At 55.4% G+C, this 21,203-nt stretch carries 19 protein-coding genes; 9 read left to right on the top strand and 10 right to left on the bottom strand.

Translation table 11 applies throughout. From position 1 onward, the window contains the following. Positions 1-11 precede the first annotated feature (11 nt). The 7 genes from ACI2J2_RS22855 (at position 12) to ACI2J2_RS22885 (ending at position 7,528) form a co-directional block, all read left to right on the top strand. Positions 12-1,307 carry an MFS transporter gene (locus tag ACI2J2_RS22855; protein ID WP_265557038.1) on the top strand — a complete coding sequence of 432 codons (1,296 nt, stop codon included), beginning with the start codon at positions 12-14 and terminating at the stop codon, positions 1,305-1,307. Further along, positions 1,307-2,797 carry an FGGY-family carbohydrate kinase gene (locus tag ACI2J2_RS22860; RefSeq protein WP_404760907.1) on the top strand — a complete coding sequence of 497 codons (1,491 nt, stop codon included), beginning with the start codon at positions 1,307-1,309 and terminating at the stop codon, positions 2,795-2,797. The genes ACI2J2_RS22855 and ACI2J2_RS22860 overlap by 1 nt, the downstream gene beginning before the upstream one ends. Beyond that, positions 2,794-3,450: a 3-keto-L-gulonate-6-phosphate decarboxylase UlaD gene (ulaD, locus tag ACI2J2_RS22865; protein WP_404760908.1), complete on the top strand. Its 657-nt coding sequence runs from the start codon at positions 2,794-2,796 to the stop codon at positions 3,448-3,450. The genes ACI2J2_RS22860 and ulaD overlap by 4 nt, the downstream gene beginning before the upstream one ends. Before the next feature lies 1 nt (position 3,451). After that, a complete protein-coding gene (locus tag ACI2J2_RS22870; protein WP_265557039.1) occupies positions 3,452-4,312 on the top strand; it encodes an L-ribulose-5-phosphate 3-epimerase in 861 nt (286 codons plus the stop codon). Then, on the top strand, positions 4,306-5,007 hold the full coding sequence (araD, locus tag ACI2J2_RS22875; RefSeq protein ID WP_209639519.1) for an L-ribulose-5-phosphate 4-epimerase: 702 nt from the start codon (positions 4,306-4,308) through the stop codon (positions 5,005-5,007). Before ACI2J2_RS22870 ends, araD begins: the two co-directional genes overlap by 7 nt. 403 nt (positions 5,008-5,410) lie before the next feature. Next, on the top strand, positions 5,411-6,706 hold the full coding sequence (locus tag ACI2J2_RS22880) for an MFS transporter (protein ID WP_265557040.1): 1,296 nt from the start codon (positions 5,411-5,413) through the stop codon (positions 6,704-6,706). 15 nt (positions 6,707-6,721) lie between these two features. Next, the gene (locus ACI2J2_RS22885; protein ID WP_404760909.1) at positions 6,722-7,528 is read left to right on the top strand and encodes a substrate-binding domain-containing protein; all 807 of its coding nucleotides are present in this window, start codon (positions 6,722-6,724) and stop codon (positions 7,526-7,528) included. On the opposite strand, the gene ACI2J2_RS22890 is transcribed toward ACI2J2_RS22885, so the two are convergent. Together ACI2J2_RS22890 and ACI2J2_RS22895 are read right to left on the bottom strand one after the other, a co-directional pair. Further along, positions 7,503-8,402 (bottom strand): LysR family transcriptional regulator, encoded by a 900-nt coding sequence (locus ACI2J2_RS22890; protein ID WP_265557042.1) that lies wholly within the window; start codon positions 8,400-8,402, stop codon positions 7,503-7,505. The genes ACI2J2_RS22885 and ACI2J2_RS22890 overlap by 26 nt on opposite strands. Positions 8,403-8,648: 246 nt before the next feature. Then, positions 8,649-9,386 carry an SDR family oxidoreductase gene (locus tag ACI2J2_RS22895; RefSeq protein ID WP_404760910.1) on the bottom strand — a complete coding sequence of 246 codons (738 nt, stop codon included), beginning with the start codon at positions 9,384-9,386 and terminating at the stop codon, positions 8,649-8,651. 405 nt (positions 9,387-9,791) lie between these two features. Here ACI2J2_RS22895 and ACI2J2_RS22900 point away from each other — a divergent pair, with 405 nt between their 5' ends. After that, positions 9,792-11,141, top strand: coding sequence for an MFS transporter (locus ACI2J2_RS22900; RefSeq protein ID WP_404760911.1), 1,350 nt, complete (start codon positions 9,792-9,794; stop codon positions 11,139-11,141). A gap of 79 nt (positions 11,142-11,220) precedes the next feature. Here ACI2J2_RS22900 and mscS read toward each other — a convergent pair whose 3' ends face one another. Beyond that, complete coding sequence (mscS, locus tag ACI2J2_RS22905) at positions 11,221-12,087, bottom strand: small-conductance mechanosensitive channel MscS (protein ID WP_209639504.1); 867 nt, start codon at positions 12,085-12,087, stop codon at positions 11,221-11,223. 207 nt (positions 12,088-12,294) lie between these two features. Between mscS and ACI2J2_RS22910 the strand changes: the two genes are divergently transcribed. Continuing rightward, a complete protein-coding gene (locus tag ACI2J2_RS22910; protein WP_209639502.1) occupies positions 12,295-12,963 on the top strand; it encodes a DUF1345 domain-containing protein in 669 nt (222 codons plus the stop codon). A 52-nt stretch (positions 12,964-13,015) separates the two neighbouring features. On the opposite strand, the gene fbaA is transcribed toward ACI2J2_RS22910, so the two are convergent. The 7 genes from fbaA to ACI2J2_RS22945 form a co-directional block, all read right to left on the bottom strand. Further along, a complete protein-coding gene (fbaA, locus tag ACI2J2_RS22915) occupies positions 13,016-14,095 on the bottom strand; it encodes a class II fructose-bisphosphate aldolase (RefSeq protein WP_037426794.1) in 1,080 nt (359 codons plus the stop codon). Between the two features lie 117 nt (positions 14,096-14,212). Then, complete coding sequence (pgk, locus tag ACI2J2_RS22920) at positions 14,213-15,373, bottom strand: phosphoglycerate kinase (RefSeq protein WP_404760912.1); 1,161 nt, start codon at positions 15,371-15,373, stop codon at positions 14,213-14,215. 78 nt (positions 15,374-15,451) lie between these two features. Next, positions 15,452-16,468 (bottom strand): erythrose-4-phosphate dehydrogenase, encoded by a 1,017-nt coding sequence (gene epd / locus ACI2J2_RS22925; RefSeq protein WP_209639496.1) that lies wholly within the window; start codon positions 16,466-16,468, stop codon positions 15,452-15,454. A 367-nt stretch (positions 16,469-16,835) separates the two neighbouring features. Further along, entirely contained in the window at positions 16,836-17,906 is a 1,071-nt protein-coding gene (locus tag ACI2J2_RS22930; protein ID WP_404760913.1) for an ABC transporter ATP-binding protein, read from the bottom strand. Further along, entirely contained in the window at positions 17,899-19,668 is a 1,770-nt protein-coding gene (locus ACI2J2_RS22935; RefSeq protein ID WP_209639491.1) for an iron ABC transporter permease, read from the bottom strand. The genes ACI2J2_RS22930 and ACI2J2_RS22935 overlap by 8 nt, the downstream gene beginning before the upstream one ends. A gap of 70 nt (positions 19,669-19,738) precedes the next feature. Further along, on the bottom strand, positions 19,739-20,809 hold the full coding sequence (locus ACI2J2_RS22940; protein ID WP_404760918.1) for an ABC transporter substrate-binding protein: 1,071 nt from the start codon (positions 20,807-20,809) through the stop codon (positions 19,739-19,741). A 187-nt stretch (positions 20,810-20,996) separates the two neighbouring features. Further along, on the bottom strand, positions 20,997-21,203 hold a 207-nt coding region (locus ACI2J2_RS22945; RefSeq protein WP_404760914.1), incomplete at its 5' end, for a transketolase-like TK C-terminal-containing protein.

The raw sequence follows: 21,203 nt of genomic DNA on the forward strand, positions 1-21,203 counted from the left end.
AAGGTGTATATATGAATACAGCCTCTGTTTCCGTTAGCCAAAGCCAGGCAATACCCAAATTACGCTGGTTGAGAATAGTGCCGCCTATTCTTATTACCTGCATTATTTCCTATATGGACCGGGTAAATATCGCCTTCGCCATGCCCGGTGGCATGGATGACGAGCTCGGTATCACCGCCTCTATGGCCGGTCTGGCAGGCGGCATCTTCTTTATTGGCTATCTGTTCCTGCAAGTGCCCGGCGGCAAGCTGGCGGTGTACGGCAACGGTAAAAAATTCATCGGCTGGTCGCTGTTGGCCTGGGCGGTGATATCGGTACTGACCGGGTTGGTCAGCAACCAGTATCAACTGCTGTTCCTGCGCTTCGCGCTGGGTGTTTCGGAAGGCGGCATGTTGCCGGTGGTGCTGACCATGATCAGCAACTGGTTCCCGGACAAAGAACGTGGCCGCGCCAACGCCATCGTCATCATGTTCGTGCCGATCGCCGGGATCCTCACCGCGCCGCTGTCCGGTTGGATCATCACCGCCTGGGACTGGCGCATGCTGTTCCTGGTGGAAGGTGCTCTGTCGCTGGTCGTGATGGTGCTGTGGTATTTCACCATCAGCAACCGCCCGCAGGAAGCCAAATGGATTTCGCAGGCGGAAAAAGACTATCTGATAAAAACCCTGCACGACGAACAACTGCTGATCAAAGGAAAAACGGTGCGTAACGCCTCACTGCGCCGGGTGCTGGGCGACAGGATCATGTGGCAGTTGATCATGGTGAACTTCTTCTACCAGACCGGGATCTACGGCTACACCCTGTGGCTGCCGACCATTCTCAAAGGGCTGACCAACGGCAATATGGAGCAGGTCGGCATGCTGGCTATCCTGCCCTATATCGGTGCCATCTTCGGCATGCTGATTATCTCCACCCTTTCCGACCGCACCGGCAAACGCAAAGTGTTCGTCGCGCTGCCGCTGGCCTGCTTCGCTATCTGTATGGCGCTGTCGGTGCTGCTAAAGGAGCACATCTGGTGGTCGTATGCGGCGCTGGTCGGCTGCGGTGTATTTATCCAGGCCGCCGCCGGGGTGTTCTGGACCATTCCTCCCAAACTGTTTAACGCCGAAGTGGCCGGCGGTGCACGCGGCGTCATCAACGCGCTCGGCAACCTCGGCGGCTTCTGCGGCCCTTATATGGTCGGCGTGCTCATCAGTCTGTTCAGCAAGGACGTCGGCGTTTACAGCCTGGCGGTGTCACTGGCTATCGCTTCGGTACTGGCGCTGATGCTGCCGAATAAATGCGACCAAAAAGCGGGAGCCGAATAATGGAATATTGGTTGGGGTTGGACTGCGGCGGCACCTTTATCAAAGCCGGGCTGTATGACCGTCGGGGCACAGAATTGGGCATTGCACGCCGCAATCTGGAGATTATCGCACCGCAGCCCGGCTGGGCGGAACGGGATATGCCCGCACTGTGGCACACCGCCGCCGAGGTGATCCGCGACGTGCTGACCCGTAACAACATCGCCGCCGGTGATATTCAGGCCGTCGGCATCTCGGCGCAGGGCAAAGGTGCCTTTCTGCTGAACAAGCAAGGGCAGCCGCTGGGCAATGCCATGTTGTCTTCTGACCAGCGCGCACTGACGCTGGTGCAAGAATGGCAGAAGCAGGGCATGCCGCAGACGCTCTATCCGCAGACCCGACAAACCCTGTGGACCGGTCACCCGGTATCGCTGTTGCGCTGGGTACGGCAACACCAGCCTGAACGCTACCGCCAAATTGGCAGCGTATTGATGGCGCACGATTATCTGCGCTATTGCCTGACCGGCGAGTTGGCCTGTGAAGAAACCAATATCTCCGAATCCAATCTTTACCACATGGCGGACGGGCGCTATGACACGGCACTGGCGCAGTTGCTGGGCATCGGCGACATCATGCCCGCACTGCCGCCCATCGTCGGCTCAGCCGAGATCGCCGGGCAGGTCAACGCTACCGCCGCGGCAGCCACCGGGCTGTTGGTGGGTACGCCAGTGGTCGGCGGGCTGTTCGACGTAGTGTCCACCGCGCTGTGCGCCGGGTTGCACGACGAGACGCGGCTCAATGCCGTGATGGGGACCTGGTCAGTCACCAGCGGCATCACCGACAGCATTACCGAAGGGTTCGAACACCCCTTTGTTTATGGTCGCCACGCCGAGGCTGGCAAATACATTGTGCACGAAGCGAGCCCCACCTCTGCCGCCAACCTGGAGTGGTTCTGCCGCCAATGGGGGCTAGACGATTACGCCCAGCTCAACGACTGGGTGGCAACGCTGCCGAAGGCCGACAGCAGCCTGCTGTTTGTTCCCTTCCTGTACGGATCCAACGCCGGACTTGGATTGAGCGCCAGCTTCCATGGCATGCAGGCCTTCCACCAGCGTGAACATCTGGTGCAGGCAATCTACGAAGGCGTGGTGTTCTGTCATATGACCCACCTCAACCGCATGCGGCAACGCTTCCCTGCGGCCACCGCCCTGCGCGTTACCGGTGGCCCGGCCAAGTCTGCCCCCTGGATGCAGATGTTCGCCGACGTTAGCGGCCTGCCGGTGGAACTGCCGCAGGTGGAAGAAACCGGCTGTCTGGGCGCCGCCATGGCAGCGATGGTCGGCAGCGGCGCATTCAGCGATTTCACCGCCGCCCAGCGGGCACTGGCACCGCGCATCGAACAGGTGCTGCCTGACGCCACCGCCGCCGAGGCTTACGGTAAAAAATATCGCCGTTATCAGGCACTGGTGGCGACGTTACACACGCTGCAATCCCCCCAAAAGGAGGCCCTATGAGCAATAAACCCCGCTTGCAACTGGCGCTCGATCACACCCAGCTGGGCACCGCCCTGCAGACGGCAGAGCGTCTGCAGCCGCACGTCGACATCATCGAGGCCGGCACCATTTTATGCATCAGCGCCGGTATTCAGGCAGTAAGCGCACTGCGCGAACGCTGCCCGCAACATACGTTGGTGGCCGATCTGAAAGTCGCCGATGCCGGTGGCACGCTGGCGCAGCAGGCCTTCGGTCACGGGGCCAATTGGATGACCGTCATCTGTGCCGCCCCGCTGGCCACCATGGCCAGCGCACTGGACGTGGCGCAACAGCACCAGGGGGATATCCAGATTGAGCTGTTTGGCCGCTGGACGTTGGAGGATGCCAAACAGTGGCGTGCGCTCGGCATCCGTCAGGCGATTTATCACCGTGGCCGCGACGCGCAGGCCAGTGGACAAACCTGGGGCAAACAAGATTTGGATCTGATGAAAGCCTTGTCGGATCTGGGCATTGAACTGTCGGTTACCGGGGGGATCACGCCGCGCGATTTACCGCTGTTTAAAGACATCGCCGTTACCGCTTTTATCGTCGGCAGAGCGTTGGCGGAGGCTGCCGATCCGCTGGCCGCCGCCGATCAGTTCCGCGCCGCCATTGATGACATCTGGAGAAGTTGATATGCGTCAGCACCCATTGGGAATTTATGAAAAAGCCTTGCCGAAGCACCTGACCTGGCCCGAGCGGCTGGCATTGGCTAAAGCCTGCGGCTTTGATTTTGTCGAAATGTCGGTGGATGAAAGCGATGAACGGCTGGCACGCCTGAGCTGGAGCAAAGAACAGCGGCTGTCGCTGGTCAGCGCCATGCTGGAAACCGGCATCAGTATCCCGTCGATGTGTCTGTCCGGCCACCGCCGCTTTCCGTTCGGCAGCCATGACGATGCACTGCGCCAACGCGCCTTCGAGGTAATGGAACAGGCGATCCAACTGGCGAAGGACGTCGGTATCCGCACCATTCAGCTGGCCGGTTATGACGTCTATTACGAACAGCAGGACGAAAGCACCCTCGCCCGCTTCACCGAAGGCATGCAGTGGGCAGTCGAACGCGCGGCCGCCGCCCAGGTGATGTTGGCGGTGGAGATTATGGACACCGCCTTTATGAACTCGATCAGCAAGTGGAAGGCCTGGGACGCCTGCCTGGCATCGCCGTGGTTCACGGTCTATCCGGACGTTGGCAACCTCAGCGCCTGGGGCAATGACGTAGGGCAGGAGCTGGCGCTGGGCATTGACCGCATCGCGGCCATCCATTTGAAAGACACCTATCCGGTCACTGAAAACTCACCGGGGCAGTTCCGCGACGTGCCCTTTGGTGAAGGCTGCGTCGACTTTGTCGCCGTCTTCAGCACCTTGAAACAGCTTAACTATCGCGGCGCTTTCCTGATCGAAATGTGGACCGAAAAAGCCGAAGAACCGGTGGCCGAGATTGTCCAGGCACGCCGGTGGATCGAACAAAAAATGCAACAAGGGGGTATGACATGCTAACGCTGCCACAGCTTAAACAACAGGTGCTGGAAGCCAACCTCGACCTGCCGCGCCACAACCTGGTGACCTTCACCTGGGGCAACGTCAGCGCCGTCGATCGCGAGCGCGGGCTCGTGGTGATCAAACCCTCCGGCGTGGAGTATGAACACATGACCGCCGAGGACATGGTCGTGGTCGATCTCGCCAGTGGCCAAACCCGGGAAGGCACCAAAAAGCCCTCTTCCGACACCGCCACCCATCTGGCGCTTTACCGTGAGTTTGCCGACATTGGCGGCATCGTTCACACCCACTCACGCCACGCCACCATCTGGGCCCAGGCCGGGTTGGACATCCCCGCCTGGGGTACCACTCATGCCGACTACTTCTACGGCGCGATTCCCTGCACCCGCCTAATGACCGAAGACGAAATAGAGCATGAATACGAACTGGAAACCGGCAAGGTGATTATCGACACCTTCCGCCGCCGCGGTATCGATCCAAATGCCATTCCGGCGGTATTGGTCAATTCACACGGGCCCTTTGCCTGGGGCAAGGACGCACACAGCGCGGTGCATAACGCCGTGGTACTGGAAGAGATTGCCTATATGGGGATTTTTTCACGTCAGCTGACGCCCGGTATTCACAGCATGCAACCGGCGCTGCTGGATAAACATTACCTGCGTAAGCACGGTAAAAATGCTTATTACGGACAGTAAGTCGGATTAGCCCGCACTCACAGACAACCCTTTTCATAAATATCCTTCGTGGCAGACGCCGCCAGGCGTCTGCCAGACATATCAAAGCGCGAGAATTGCGGCCGGTTCTTCAAAACCGGGGGGACGCCCTCCTCTTTCTCGCCCTCTCAGCATCTTTCAACCTCAACCCCTCGTATGATCCTTATCACAAAACACGCACGCAGTTTTTAGCGTGCTGCCAGCAAAGTAAAACAAGGCACGTGTGTTAATGGCACGTTACAGCTTGTCGCGCGCAATTGTTAATATCAATTCATGCGTTACACGCATCAGTTTATGAGTTTAATGCGCTTATTTACTTCATTTTCCTGATCCAGTCTGCAGTAACAGGCGCAGTAAAAGCGTCAATGACAAACTGGAGATAAAGATGCATCCCCCTAACGCACCAATGACGACTCGGGCAAGAACCAGCGCGATACTGCGCGTTACCTCTGGCAACTTTCTGGAGCAATTTGATTTTTTTCTGTTCGGATTTTATGCCACCTACATCGCTCATACATTCTTTCCAGCCAGCAGTGAGTTTGCCTCGCTGATGATGACCTTCGCGGTCTTTGGCGCGGGTTTTCTGATGCGTCCTATCGGTGCCATCGTACTGGGGGCGTACATTGATAAAGTCGGCAGACGTAAAGGGCTGATTGTAACCCTGTCGATCATGGCTGCTGGGACCTTTCTGATTGTCCTCATCCCGTCCTATCAGACCATCGGCCTGTGGGCACCACTGCTGGTACTGGGCGGCCGTTTATTGCAAGGCTTCTCAGCGGGGGCTGAGCTGGGCGGCGTATCCGTTTACCTGGCTGAGATTGCCACACCAGGCCGTAAAGGATTTTACACCAGTTGGCAGTCAGGTAGTCAGCAAGTGGCCATTATGGTGGCCGCGGCTATGGGGTTCGCACTGAATGCAGCCATGGAAGAAAGCGTCATTCGCGAATGGGGCTGGCGTCTGCCTTTCCTGTTCGGCTGCTTGATTGTGCCTTTCATTTTTTTCCTGCGCCGTAATCTGGAAGAGACCCAAGAGTTTAACGCCCGTCGCAAGCATCTGGCGATGCACGATGTGTTTAAGACCCTCTTGGCAAACTGGCAGGTGGTTATTGCCGGCATGCTGATGGTCGCCATGACCACCACCGCGTTTTATCTGATTACCGTGTATGCACCCACCTTCGGTAAAAAAGTGTTGATGCTCAGCGCCTCTGACAGCCTGCTGGTGACCCTGCTGGTCGCGGTATCTAACTTCTTCTGGCTGCCGGTAGGGGGTGCGCTATCAGACCGTTTTGGCCGTAAGTCGGTGTTGATTACCATGGCGTTGCTGGCGCTGTTCACTGCGTATCCGGCCCTTAGCCTGCTTGCTGAAGCCCCCAGTTTTTCCATGATGCTCAGCGTATTGCTGTGGCTGTCCTTCATCTATGGGCTCTACAACGGTGCCATGATCCCGGCGTTAACAGAGATCATGCCTACAGAGGTCCGGGTTGCCGGTTTCTCGCTGGCCTACAGTCTGGCAACCGCTGTCTTTGGCGGATTTACGCCAGTTATCTCTACCGCACTGATCGAGTACACCGGCGATAAAGCCTCCCCCGGCTACTGGATGAGTTTTGCTGCTCTGTGTGCCTTACTGGCGACGCTGTATTTGTACCGTCGTCGCACGTTATCACTACAAACCGCACGTTAAATCAGGGATTTCGTCATGCAAAAAATTTATCGCCCACTCTTCGCCACCCTGGTGCTCCTCTCTGTCAGCACGGGTGCGATGGCCAAAGAGGTGACCGTCATGATGTCAGGCGGCTTTAAAGCCGCACTGGAAAAACTGACTCCGCAATTTGAAGCAAAGAGTGGCGACAAAATCATCTTGGTGTCCGGTCCCTCTATGGGCAAGACGCCCCAGGCGATCCCCGCGCGCCTGGCTCGCGGAGAAAAAGCCGATGTAGTGATTATGGTGGGTGATGCACTAACGAATTTGGAAAAGGATAACTGGATCCAACCGGGTTCGCGCGTGGAACTGGCCGATTCACCGATTGGTATGGTGGTTAAACAAGGCGACCCTAAACCCAATATCAAACAAGAAGCAGATCTGCGCAAAACCCTGCTACAGGCTAAGTCCATTGCCTATTCTGACAGTGCCAGCGGCCTGTATATCAGCAACCAGCTATTCAAAAAGCTGGGTATTGAAGACAAGGTGAAAGAAAAAGCACATAAGGTTGAACGCATTCCGGTGGCCAGCGAGGTAGCAAAAGGGAAATATGCGATAGGCTTCCAGCAAGTCAGTGAGTTGCTCCCTGTTCCGGGCGTCACCTTTATTGGTGAATTGCCTGAAAATGTCCAGTACATCACCCGCTTTGCCGGCGCGGTCATCCTCAAGGCAGAACATCGCCAGGAAGGCAAAGCGCTATTGGACTTCCTGTCTTCCGCCCAGGCGCAAGACATTATTCGCGCCACCGGGATGAGAACGGTGAAAACTGCGCCACCCGTTAAGCAGAGTGATACTGTTCAGTGATTAGCTTTTCCAACTCGGCGGCAACATAGGATTGCATACGCCCGCTGCGCCTGATCAGGCCAACCGTGCGCTTCACTACCGGATCTGTCAGTGGCAGGTGTGTCAGTACCGAATGCTCTGAGGCAGGCATCGACATGGCGGGTACCGCAGCAATGCCTATCCCCGCTTCAACCATACCCAGCATGGTCGTGACATGCCGGGTTTCGCAGATGCTGGGGCGCTCAGGAATGATGTGCTCCAGCATCTGATCGAGCAAATTGCGATTACCTGACGTCTTATCCAGCCCTACATAGTCTTGCTGATAAAACTCGCGCCAGGTCAGACTTTTTTTACCGGCGATGGGGTGATCGCGCCTGCAGGCAGCCACATAAACATCCGCGACCAACGGCAGAAACTCGATATTGGATTGCAGGGTTCTGGCAAAACAGATACCGAAATCAGCCTGCCCACTGGCAACGGCTTCAATGACGTTACCTGCACTGCTATCGATAAGCTTAACCCGTACCCGAGGATAGCGGGCCTGGAAACTGCGAATCACGTCAGGCATAAAATAGTAGGCCGCCGAGGGCACGGTCGCGACCGTTACCAGCCCAACGCGATCCTGACTGACCTTATTGATATCAGCCAGAACCAGCTCAACATTCATCAGTAGCTGATCTGAGCGCTCGGCGAAGGTTTGCCCATAAAGTGTCAGCGTAACGCGCCTGGTTGTTCTGTCGAACAACTTAATACCCAGCGCAGATTCCAGCTTCTCTATCCTGCGGCTCAATGCTGACTGTGAAAGGCAGATGGACTCTGCGGCAAGCCGAAAATTACCGTATTCAACCAACGCACGGAAAGCATAGAGATCGTTCAGATCAAAATTCACGGGCATAGCGGCAGGCAGTCCTTTCAGGGCAGTTTAAAGAAAAGATGATAGCCACATCTTGGACAACAGCAACTTTTTAAAGATTGACCTGCCACCCTCATCGCCGACACCTTACATACCGGCGGCCATGACTGGAAATGACCCCCTGCCACACAATGAAAGCCTGATGATGCCCAAAAAGCATGATACCGGCGGTCAGCTATAGCGAGAAGTGGACGTTGAGTGCTCTGTTCAACATCGCCAAACTCAGCCTCAAACATTCAGTTTTTCGCGAGTTGGACCTTCAAAGTAGATGCTACTGATATGGCAACTACGCGGTTGAGCCAGCACAAAACGAATTGTTTCCCAGATCGAGCGCCCATTCATTAGACGTTCCCCCATTCTGGGCTGGCTATCGACAAATGTATCTAATCCGGTTAGTTCAAAATCCGGGGGATACAGCCCGGTCACACGTATATTCTCTTCAGACAACTGGTTAGAAAGTTTAGTTGTAAAGCCGCTAAGCCCGTGTTTGCTAGCAAAAAAAGCGGGGTGCGCAATTGAATCTGTAAAATTCGGGATCCCACATGAAGATATAATTGAGACGATATCCGCGCTTTCAGAACGTCTTAATCCAGATAGCAAAGCCTGAGTCAGTAGAATTGAACCTGTCAGGCCTGAACTGACGGTATTGATGATTTCTGTATCGGGTTGATCGTCTAACGTGCCTGACAGCCACTGAGCGGCATTGAGAATTAAAATGTCTATGGGCTTGTCGGAAAATAACAGCTGTGAAGAAAACTGAGAAATGGATTCAGGCTGGGTTAAATCACAGATATACCCTTTTGCAATCCCACCTTCAGCCGTGATGATGCTGCAAGTTTTTTGAATATCATCAGCACGCCTCGCGGAAAAATGCACCTCGACGCCTTCTCGCGCCAACCACACGCACAGCGCTTGCCCAAATCCCGCGCCGCCACCGGTAATCACAGCTCTTTTACCTCTCAGCATCTCCATCCATCCTTTCATAATGACTATGTGTGGATGTAGATATACATGAGGCGATGAACTGGCATCTTTCAGTTAGTGCCATTTTTCATGAGAGGCAGGAATAAGCCGCACCGCAATCTGTTTAATCGTGTTCTAGGGGACATGCAACATCTGTTTCTGGCACTGAGCTGACGCTAGGATTTGAGGCTGCCGGGTTGGTTACGTGTCAGAGTAATTGCCAGTCACTGCAAGCTCACCCGCATCATCTCCCCCACGCCCCCTCTCAACGTCTCCTCTCTGAGGTATACTCGTATTTCTATACCACGCCAGCCAAAGCGGCTTTGGATCAGGCCCGTTTCAGAAGGAACCTGACGCCTACTCTGCCCTCCAGCCAGCTCCACACCAGACGAATAAAGTGGAACTATCATGAGCCAAAACACCGCTCGTATCAGCGAGATCATCGACAGCGCCAAGATCTCACCCTATCAGATTCTGATCCTCACGCTGTGTTTTCTGATCGTCTTGCTGGACGGTTTTGACACGGCCATCATCGGCTATATCGCCCCGGCCTTGCGTGAAGAGTGGGGCCTACTGCCTGCGCAGTTATCTCCCGCATTCGGTGCCGGGTTATTCGGCCTGTTGATTGGCAGTTTAGTCTTCGGCCCGGTCGCCGATGCCATCGGCCGCAAACGCGTACTGCTCGTTTCGATACTGATCTTTGGCGGCGGCACTCTGGCCTCTGCCTATACCCATTCAATCGAGTCGCTGACTCTGCTGCGGTTAATCACCGGCATCGGTTTAGGCGGTGCGATGCCCACCTGCATCACCCTCAGTTCGGAGTACTCGCCGGCGCGTCGCCGTATGATCATGGTCACACTGAGTTGGAGCGGCTTTACCGCCGGTTTGGCGCTGGGTGGCCTGCTCGCCGGGCAAATTATCCCTGCATTCGGTTGGCGTGGCCTGTTGATGTTCGGCGGTATTGCCCCGCTGCTGTTGCTGCCGCTGCTGGCCTGGCAAATGCCCGAATCAGTACGCTTTATGACTTCCAGCCCAAAACATGCCGATCGCCTGCGCCACGTGGTCGAACGCATCACCGGCAAAAACTGGGCAGGCGTAACGATTGTCGATGACGAACGTCCAGTACAGGCCAGATCGCCGATATCGCACCTGTTTATCGAAGGCCGTGCGGTGCGCACCCTGTTGCTGTGGGTGGCGTTCTTCTGTTCGCTGTTCGTGTTTTACCAGCTCACCAGTTGGCTGCCGAGCATTCTCAAAGATGCCGGTTACGATATCGTTCACGCGTCGCGCATTGGGGCAATGGTGCCACTGGGCGGGACGCTCGGAGCTATCCTTATGGCGCTGCTGATGGACCGCGTCGGGCCATACCGGGTACTTGCTCTGTCCTACCTGGGTGCAGCGCTGGTTGTCGGCGCCACCGGTTACCTGATGGGGGATGTCTACACGCTGGCGACCACGGTGTTCCTGATCGGTTTCGGCGTGGCTGGTGCACAGAACGGCCTGAACCTGGTGTCCGCCACGATCTATCCCACCGCGGCCCGCGTCACGGGGGTCAGCTGGGCGATGGCGAGCGGGCGCTTCGGTTCAATCGTGGGATCCATGCTCGGTGCCTGGATGATTGTCACTGCGGGTTCGTCTGAGGTGTTCTTTATCTGGCTGGCGATGCCGGTGTTGGTGGGTTCTGCCGCCATATTCCTGCTCTACCGGCTCAGCTCGCACCGCCGCGTACCCACGTCAGCGTCCGCTTTGCCACACTGATCCAACAAAAAAGCCGAGGCGACATCCCTGGGATCTCGCCTCGGCCTGCAGTAAAAAAGGGGCCGTGGCCCCTTCTCACTTATTCTGCTTTCGCTGTGGTCGCATCGTTGCGATACAGATGAACATCCATCTGCGGGAACGGAATGCCGATGTTGTTGGCATCCAGCGCACGCTTGAAGTTTTCCATCAGATCAAAGTACACGTTCCAGTATTCTGCATTGGTGGTCCAGGAACGGGTCACAAAGTTCAGTGAGGACGGTGCCATCTCGGTCAGCCGCACAGTCACGCCTTTGGCGTGCATGATGCGCTTGTCGGCCGCGATCACATCGCCAAGTACCTTTTTCACTACATCAATGTCAGCGTTATACGCCACGCCAACCACGATATCTACGCGACGATTTGGCTCGCGGGAATAGTTGATGATGTTACCGGCGATAATTTTACCGTTCGGCACCACGATGGTCTTGTTGTCTGCCGTACGCAGCGTGGTAGAGAAAATCTGCACCTGGTCGACAGTACCGGCCACACCGCCCAAATCGACATACTCACCGGCACGCAACGGACGGAAGGCCACCAGCAACACGCCTGCGGCGAAGTTGGACAGCGACCCTTGCAAAGCCAGACCCACAGCCAAACCCGCAGCACCCAGCACCGCGATCACTGAGGTGGTCTGTACGCCAACGCGCCCCAGCACAGCGATAAAGGTGAAGGCCAGAATACCGTATCGCGCCATTGCCGACAGGAAATCAGCGACTGTGGCGTCGATACCGCGCAGCTTCATTACCCGATTTACCGCATTGCTGACCACACGAGCAATGATCGAACCGATGATGAAGATAACGATCGCCGCAACGATGTTCACTGCATACTGAATCAATAAATCCTGGTTCTGCACCAGCCAGTTACCGGCACCATTAATGCCGTCTACTACGTTCAGATCTTTCATTCGTGTCGTCCTAACTCAGCCCCTAAAGGGGTAAACTCTCAAAAATACACCGACATCAGATGTCAGTAGGAAACCACCGCCATAGGTTAACCAACATTCACGCAGCATGCCAAGCGTAAGCGCTAAAAATAGCCAAAACGGTGGCTCGACTTCTTCTATGCTGAACACAGCACCCTCACTTTTTTAAGACAAGGAACCTGTCCCGCAATGCGTATACTTTCCCCGCTCAGGCACTACTGGCAGGTCCGTCCGCGGCTGTTACTTTCTGTTGGCGCAGGTATTCTGTGCTATCTGTTACTCCCCGCCCAGCTGTCTCAACTGCAACGGCTGATGCTCGGCTGGAACGTGCTGGCCTGGCTCTATCTGTTGTTTCTCTGGCGGCTGATGCTGGTTAGCACTCCCAAGCACATTCGCCAACGTGCCCGCGCGCAGGACGAAAGCGCCAGCATGGTTTTGGCGTTGGTCAGCATCGGCTGTCTGGTGAGCATTTTGGCCATTCTGTTTGAACTGAGTACGGCCAAGCAGGTCAGCGACTCACTGAAAACACTGCACCTGGTGTTAACCGGCACCACGCTTGTGGTGTCATGGCTACTGCTACCGACGGCATTTACCATGCACTATGCGCACCAGTTTTACCGCCAGGGCGCACCGCAGGATCCTCTACCGCTGCTGTTCCCCGGTAACCTTCAAGAGCCGACCTATTGGGACTTCGCCTATTTCTCTTTTACCATTGCAGTCGCTTCGCAAACCGCCGACGTCGCGGTTGGCGCAGCAGAAGTACGCAAAGTCGCCCTGCTACAGTCGGTCATTTCCTTTGTCTTCAACCTGGTGATCCTGGGGCTGTCGATCAACGTCGGCGCCAGCCTGCTGAGCTAGAAACAAAAAAGGCTCCCCGAAGGGAGCCTTTATGGCTAACAGCTAGGCAAGATTACAGAACGTCAACTGCGTTCAAATCTTTGAAAGCCTGTTCCAGACGAGTAATCATGGAAGTCTGAGCTGAACGCAGCCATACGCGTGGGTCATAGTATTTCTTGTTCGGCTGGTCGGCGCCTTTCGGGTTGCCCAACTGGCCCTGCAGGTAAGCTTCGTTCGCTTTGTAGTACTGCAGGATACCGTCCCAGGTTGCCCATTGGGTATCGGTATCGATGTTCATTTTGATCACGCCGTAACCTACGGATTCTTTGATCTCTGCATCGGTAGAACCGGAACCGCCGTGGAACACGAAGTTCAGGCTGTTGTGTGGCAGATTGAATTTCTTGGACACGTAGTCCTGAGAATCACGCAGAATGGTCGGTGTCAGTTTAACGTTGCCTGGCTTATAAACGCCGTGCACGTTACCGAAGGACGCTGCGATGGTGAAGCGTGGGCTGATCGCGTTCAGTTTTTCGTACGCGTAAGCAACGTCTTCTGGTTGGGTGTACAGTGCAGATGCGTCCATGTGGCTGTTGTCCACGCCATCTTCTTCACCGCCGGTGCAGCCCAGTTCGATTTCCAGGGTCATACCGATCTTCGCCATGCGAGTCAGGTATTTGCTGCAAATTTCGATGTTTTCTTCCAGGGACTCTTCAGACAGGTCGATCATGTGAGAAGAGAACAGTGGCTTGCCCGTCGCTGCGAAGTGTTTTTCGCCAGCGTCCAGCAGGCCGTCCAGCCATGGCAGCAGTTTCTTGGCACAGTGGTCGGTGTGCAGAATAACCGGCACGCCGTAATGCTCAGCCAACTGGTGAACATGATGTGCACCAGAGATTGCGCCCAGAATTGCTGCACCCTGAGGAACGTCAGTCTTCACGCCTTTACCGGCGATGAACGCAGCACCGCCGTTAGAGAACTGTACGATAACCGGAGCACGTACCTTCGCTGCTGTTTCCAGCACGGCGTTGATAGAGTCGGTACCTACACAGTTAACTGCTGGCAGCGCAAAGTTGTTCTCTTTAGCTACTGCGAATACTTTCTGAACGTCATCACCAGTGATGACACCCGGTTTTACGAAATCAAAAATTTTAGACATGTTACTTTGTCCTGTTTCGTCGGCCGTAGATGGATGTAAATCGATTTTTTCATGCCGCGCCGCAGTATGCCGCGCGGTATAAAACAAACGGGCGGCTTTCGCCTCCCGTTGTCTGAATTACTGCTTAGCGCGCTCTTCCAGCATCACTACCGCTGGCAACGCTTTACCTTCCACGAATTCCAGGAAGGCGCCGCCGCCGGTTGAGATGTAGGAAATCTTATCCTCGATCCCGAACAGATCGATGGCTGCCAGAGTGTCGCCGCCGCCGGCAATTGAGAAGGCTTCGCTGTCTGCGATAGCTTTTGCGACAATTTCGGTGCCCTTACGGAAGTTAGGGAACTCGAATACGCCAACCGGACCATTCCACAGAATGGTTTTGGCTTCTTTCAACAACTTAGCCATAGCCAGCGCAGTTTCGTCACCGAAGTCCATGATCTCTTCATCATCTTTGACTTCACTGACTTTTTTCAAGGTAGCAGGTGCAGTTTCAGAAAACTCCGTCCCTACGCGAGAATCGGTAGGAACCGGGATTTTGAACTCGTCACGCAGTTTTCTCGCTGCCTCGACGAAGTCAGGTTCGTACAGGGATTTACCGACGTTATTATCGATAGCCACGAAGGTGTTAGCGATACCGCCGCCCACAATCACCGTATCGGCGATTTTCACCAGCGAGTTCAGCACATCAAATTTAGTCGAAACTTTAGAACCGCCAACCACGGCAACCATCGGACGAGCTGGGGTTTTCAACGCTTTACCCAGTGCTTCCAGTTCTGCGGACAGCAGCGGACCCGCACAAGCTACAGGTGCGAACTTACCTACACCGTGGGTAGACGCCTGCGCACGGTGTGCAGTACCGAAAGCATCCATCACATACACGTCGCACAGCGCCGCATATTTTTTGGACAGGGTTTCGTCGTCTTTTTTCTCGCCCTTGTTGAAACGGACGTTTTCCAGCACAACCAGTTCACCTTCTGCAACGTCAACGCCATCCAGGTAGTCTTTCGCCAGACGAACCGGGGTTTTCAGGTGATCTTTCAGATAGTTAACAACTGGCAGCAGGGAGAATTCTTCGTTGTACTCGCCTTCGGTAGGACGGCCCAGGTGGGACGTTACCATCACGCGGGCGCCTTGTTTCAGCGCAGCTTCAATAGTCGGCAGGGAGGCACGGATACGTGCATCGGAAGTCACTTTACCGTCTTTCACTGGAACGTTCAGATCGGAGCGGATCAGAACGCGTTTACCTGCCAGATCCAGATCGGACATGTTAATTACAGACATGGTGAACCCTCTTGGTTGATTCTCTAGAAACTATAAAGTTGCCTGAGCGGCGCATCGACCAATGCCGATGCCGCCGTACTAGAAACCGCTTGCGGCCATTGCCCGTGTTGTATCCAACATCCTATTGGCAAAGCCCCATTCATTATCACACCAGACCAAGGTCTTGATGAGGTGCTGACCGCTGACCCGGGTCTGCGTACCGTCGACGATAGCGCTATGCGGGTCATGGTTAAAATCGATCGAGACTAATGGTAGTTCTGTATAGTCAACTATACCACGAAAAGATCCCCGTGCGGCCATTTGCAACAACTGGTTGACCTCTGCCACTTTCACCGCCGAACTGACGCTGACGCTGAGATCTATCGCCGTCACGTTGATGGTCGGCACGCGTACGGAAATCGCTTCGAAACGATCGCAAAACTGCGGGAAAATACGGGTAATTCCGGCAGCCAATTTGGTGTCGACCGGAATAATCGACTGGCTCGCCGCACGAGTACGCCGTAAATCCTGATGATAGGCATCTATCACCGGCTGATCGTTCATCGAAGAGTGAATGGTCGTTACCGTGCCGGATTCGATGCTGAAGGCATCGTCCAGCAGCTTAATGACCGGAATAATGCAGTTGGTGGTGCATGACGCATTGGAAACGATGCGGTGTTCCTGCAGCAGCGTCTGATGATTGACGCCAAACACGATGGTGGCATCCAGATCGTTACCGCCAGGGTGGGCGAACAACACTTTCTTCGCCCCCGCAGCCAGATGGGCCTCGCCATCGGCTCGGCTGCCGTAGACACCGCTACAGTCCAGCACCACATCTACACCAAGCTCACCCCAGGGAAGCTGTTCCAGCGCGGGCTGATGCAGCAAGCGAATGCGGTCGTCCCCGACGGTCAGCATGTCGCATTCCTGACGCACATCCCAGGCAAAGCGGCCATGGCTGGAGTCGTATTTCAGTAGATGGGCCATCCCCTCGGCGTTTGCCAATTCGTTAATTGCCACCACGGAAATTTCCGCTCGTCGTCCCGATTCGTACAGTGCGCGTAAAACGCTGCGGCCTATGCGGCCAAAACCGTTTATCGCTATGCGGATTGTCATGCTGCTCCTGAAAAAGGGCCTTCTCTCCCCGGGCGCGTTCACCGTTATTGAGAGGGCGCTGACTGGGTCATCTAGATAACCCGCATAGAGTACTTTAGCGCACCACCTGCTGTGAATCGTCGCGTCGCATTATTCCTTCGGTCCAGCCTTCACTCATTACCTTCACTCTGACGTTTCTGTTGAATACAGCTACAACTGAAACGCTTCAGCCGAGCATAAACCAAAGTTTTGCCAAAAGGAACAGATGCGACAGCCTGCCTGACAACCGAACGGCACTTTGCGAGAATAAGATGATCTAGCGCACACTTTTTCAATCTCAATCCGCTGTGATACGCCAGATATCTTGGTAACGATGAGGTGTGGACCGCTAGGCTTTCGGGAATATCCACAGATGCTCGGCCGGCAGGGAAAGCCGGCACAGCGTCTGGCCGCGCACTTCAGTGCCATAGGCCCGCACGACAAAATCCTCAGCCACGGTGCGGAACAGGTACTCCCAACGATCGCCCAGATACATGCTGGTCAGCAGCGGCAACTCAAGCTGGTTACCCTGCGGGTCATCCCCCAGGCGTACGCGCTCCACGCGGATCACCGCCGTGGCCTCTTCGCCGGCTTTTACCCCTGCCCCCGCCATGCCCCACAACGCCCAGTCTTTCCCTTCAATGCGCGCTTTGCCGTCAACCACCTCGGTGACCTTGCCGTTCAGGCGATTATTGCTGCCCATAAACTCGGCGGTAAACAGGGTCGACGGCGAACCGTACATTTCCTGCGGCGTGCCCTGCTGCTCAATTTTTCCGTTGTTAAGCAGCAAAATGCGATCGGAAATCGCCATCGCCTCGTTCTGATCGTGCGTCACCATCAGCGCCGAAAGCCCCAGCTTGATGATCAGCTCACGCAGGAAAACCCGCGCCTCTTCGCGCAGCTTGGCGTCAAGGTTCGACAAAGGCTCATCCAGCAGAATGACCGGCGGGTTGTACACCAGCGCCCGGCCAATTGCCACGCGTTGCTGCTGGCCACCGGACAACTGATGCGGATGGCGCTTACCCAAATGCCCCAGCCCCAGTTGATCAAGCACACCTTGTACCCGTTGGGTCATTTCCGCCGAAGCCACTTTGCGTAATTTCAGCGGGTAGGCAACATTCTCAAACACCGTTTTATGCGGCCACAGGGCGTAGGACTGGAATACCAGCCCTAGGTTGCGCTCTTCCGCCGGGATCTCGCTGCGCGAGGTACCGTCGTAAACGGTATTGTTGCCAATGATAATGCGGCCCTGAGTCGGTTTTTCCAGCCCGGCGACCGCACGCAGCAACGTGGTTTTACCACTGCCCGACGGCCCCAGCAACGAAACCACTTCGCCACGCTTTAGCTGCATCGAGACGCCCTTCAGTACCGGGTTGTCGCCGTAAGTTAAATGCAGATCCTCTACCGAAAGTTCAATCATGTAATTTCACTCCAAAGCGCAGGGCAATACCCAGACCTAACACCACCAACAGGATGTTAATGAAGGAAAGTGCAGCGACAATATCAATGGCACCCGCCGCCCACAGAGACACCAGCATCGAGCCTATGGTTTCAGTGCCCGGAGACAACAGATAGACCCCGGTGGAATACTCACGCTCGAAAATCAGGAACATCAGCAACCACGAACCAATCAAGCCATAACGCGACAGCGGAATGGTGACGTGGCGGGTGATCTGGCCACGGGATGCACCAGCGCTGCGCGCCGCTTCTTCCAGCTCAGGGCCGACTTGCAGCAACGTCGACGAGATCAGCCGTAGGCCGTACGCCATCCAAACGACGGTGTACGCCAGCCAGACACTGAAGATGGTGCTGCGTAAGGAACGTAGCCAGACGATCAGGTTTTCCCGCAGCCATTCAGCCATCGGTAGCACCGAAAGCCAGCCCTCTTTCAGCGACTTATCCAGCCACATTGGCAAGAACAGGAAGACCCACAAGAAGGCTAACCCCGCCAACAGGCCAGGTACCGCACGCGGCACCAGCACGCTGTAATCAAGAAAACGGGTAGCCCCGTCAGGTTTGCGATGCATGGCAATGCCGATGAACAAGTAACAGACCACCGCCAGCGCGCCACCGAGTACCCCAATCGCCATCGAGTTGACAATGGCCCGCAGCAGGTTCGGCTGCTGCCAGATAGTGCGGAAAGTGTTGAGCGACAGCTCATCCCAGATTGAAACGCCCACCCCCCAATTAGAAATAAAGGCACGCAGCACCACACCCACCAGTGGCACACCGATAGTCACCGTCAGCCAAAACACCACCACCGCACCGGCCACCCAGCGCCATTTTCCCAGCGGCAGCGCCCGCGCCTGCGAGGCCTTACCCTTAACCGTGACAAAACGGTTGGCGGTACGCATCAGGCGGCGCTGCAACATGACCAATGGAATGGTGATACAGATCAGCACCACCGCTACCGCCGCCATCAAATGATAAGACGGTGTCCCCAGCTTGTTGGTTAATTGATACAGGTAGGTTGCCAGCACCAGATTGCCCTCTGGATCCCCCAATACCAGCATCAGGCCGAACACTTCCAGCCCGAGGAAGAACAGCAAAACCCCGGCGTACAGAATCGAAGGCCGCACCATCGGCAAGCTAACGGCAGTCATTACCTGCAAAGGTGAAGCACCCGCCGTTCGGGCGGCTTCTTCTACGTCAGAACCCACGCTGCGCAACGCCGAGGAGATATAGAGATAGGCGTGCGGTACGTGCGTCAACCCGGCGATCACCACGATGCTGGCCATCGAATAGATATTCCAGGGCACAAACCCCAGCAGCGATTCCGCCCACAGTGAAAAGAAGCCGACCGGCCCGGCGGCCACCACGTAGCCAAAGCCCAAGACCATCGGCGAGACAAAGATTGGCACCAGGATCAGCGGTTCAATAAATCGGCGGCCGGGCAAATCGGTTCTGACCATTAAAAAGGCCAGGATCCCCCCCAGCGGAATCGCGATCACCACCAGGCCGAAAGCCAGGATAAACCCGCTTTTCAGCGCCTTGTAAAAGTCCGGATCGGTGAAAATAAATTGGAACGCCTCAAGGCTAAAAACCTTGGAGGGAGAGAAAAAGGGAGCGGAGAGGAAACTTTGAATCACGATAAATGACAGTGGCACATAAATAACCAGTGCGGTTATCACCACCACCAAGCTGCGCGGCAGGCTCTGCCACTTTCTGCGCCATGCATTCATAATTTATCCCTGGTCATAAACCACCAAAGGACGCGCGCCACGGTGGCAGACACGCGTCCGGATATTGAACTTATTTGGCCGCGGCGGCACGCCACTGTTTAATGTAATCCAGACGTTTGGCCGGTTGCAGATACTCCAGCAGGCTTTCATCCACCGGAATCGGCTTCAGCGCATTACCGAGCATTTTGGTCATGCCATCGATATCGTTTTTGCCTTCAATGTCATTACGGATGGAGGGAATATCCGCCTGATTGGCGAGAATGCTCTGGCCCTTTTCCGACAGCACAAAGTTAAGCCACAGTTTTGCTGCATTCGCGTTGGTCGCCTCTTTACTGATAAAGGACACGCGCGACAGCACCAGGGTATAGTCCTTCGGATAAGAGATACCGAGTGAAGGGTCGGTTTTGGCGCGAGCTTCAGCGTATGAACCCAGGATATTGAAACCAATCAGATTCTCACCGGATGACACCCTTTCCATCATGGTCCCGGTAGACGACTGAACCGCCAGCCCCCCTTTAGCAATGTCTGCCAACGTGGCGAAATAATGGGGATCTGCCTTAAAGTCCTGTACCGACAGCATGAACCCCAGCCCCGACTTTTCAATGTCATAGGTCGTGACTTTCTTTTTGAACTTGTCGGTTTGGCTGGCGATCAGTTTTGCCAGTGCAGCATGTGAGTCCGGCACATCACCCTGCGGGATGAGTCGTTTGTTATAGATGAAGACCACCGGCTCATAGGTTGTGCCGTAGGCTTTCTCTTTCCATACCGCCCACTTGGGCAGTTGGCCCTGCTCTGGCGAGGCATATTCTTGCGCGTAGTCAGTGGCCAGTTTCAGCGCCGTGTCCATCGACGAGCTCCATACCACGTCGCCGCTGGTGCCACCTGCAGCCTGCTCGCTGATATAGCGGTTGTACAATTCGGTGCTGTTCATATCGTTGTATTCGACTTTAACGCCCGGGTACAACGCTTCGAATCCCTGGATCAGCGGCCCGGCAGCTTTGGTATCTGTGGTGGAATACACCACGACCTTGCCCTCTTTCTTCGCACCGTCCACGATTTTTTGATAGTCAGCGGGATAGCCTGCCGGGAACTCAGCGTAAGCAGGCACTGCGCCCAGCACAGCCATCGCTACGACCGACATGCTGATTCTTGTTAACATGATCAACTCCTGGTTACATTTAATAAACCAAAAATTAACATATAGTTAATAAGTGTTCTTAAGCAACGCCGTTGATTTTTTATCTTCGTGTTTTGTGAGGTTGGACGATTTTTGGGCAAGAAAAAGCCCGGCAATGTGCCGGGCTTAGGGTAACGCGACAGGGCAGGGCTTATTTCAGCAGTGCCTGCGCCTTGGCCACCACGTTTTCCACGGTGAAGCCGAACTCTTTGAACAGCTGTTCTGCCGGCGCCGACTCACCAAAGGTGGTCATGCCCACGATAGCGCCGTTCAGGCCCACGTACTTGTACCAGTAGTCCGCAATACCCGCTTCTACCGCCACGCGCGCAGTCACTGCCGCCGGCAGCACGGATTCACG

The sequence above is a fragment of the Serratia sp. NPDC087055 genome, assembly GCF_044900985.1.
Taxonomy (GTDB): Bacteria; Pseudomonadota; Gammaproteobacteria; order Enterobacterales; family Enterobacteriaceae; genus Serratia.